General features: G+C 21.6%; 1 protein-coding gene. It reads left to right on the forward strand.

The genetic code is table 4. The annotated features are described in order from the left end of the window. Positions 1-124: 124 nt before the first annotated feature. Positions 125-684: phage terminase large subunit (locus EHV01_RS06295; protein ID WP_422066713.1), on the forward strand; the 560-nt coding region annotated here is incomplete at its 3' end.

Consider the following 684-nt stretch of genomic DNA (forward strand, 5'->3'; position numbering starts at 1 on the left):
TTTAATTATAAATATTCACTGCAAGAAAAAGAACTTGAAAAAGAATTAAATTTAAATAATCAACAACCAATAATAGTTAATTTACAAACTGATATTAGAGATATTAAAAAAGAAAGTGATAATAATGCTTAATCATTTTACTTATTTGTTAGAAACTCCTTATTGGTTATTACAAAATAGTAATGTTGGTAATAAATATCCCTTTGCTAAGAAATATGAGTTAGTTAATGAAATTAATCAAATTGGAACACGATATAGTGGTAAAACTATTTCAAATATTAAAATGTTTGGTGAATTATTAAAAATTAGTTTATTGATTAAAGAACCAATTTGTATCATTGCTAGTATGTATTGGAGTAAAGATTTAAAAGATAGTGTATTTCAAAATATATGAAATATGTTAGATGAAAATAATATACCTTATACTATTAATTTATCAAATTTTACTTTTACTTTATCAAATGGGAGCAAAATATATTGTAAAGGTTTACATTCACCAAGTCGGAAAGAAAAATTAAAAGCCTTTGCTGATTTAAATAAATATAAATTAGTAATTGATTGAAGAGAAGAATGTGACCAATTTCAACAAAAAGATTTAAGTGATTTAGAATTTGCTATTCGTGGTTATCAAAATAAAATAACAATTAATACATGTAATCCTGAAAGTTTAAAAAGATATATTGT

This window comes from Spiroplasma sp. hy2 (assembly GCF_044714365.1).
Taxonomy (GTDB): domain Bacteria; phylum Bacillota_I; class Bacilli_A; order Mycoplasmatales; family Mycoplasmataceae; genus Spiroplasma; species Spiroplasma phoeniceum.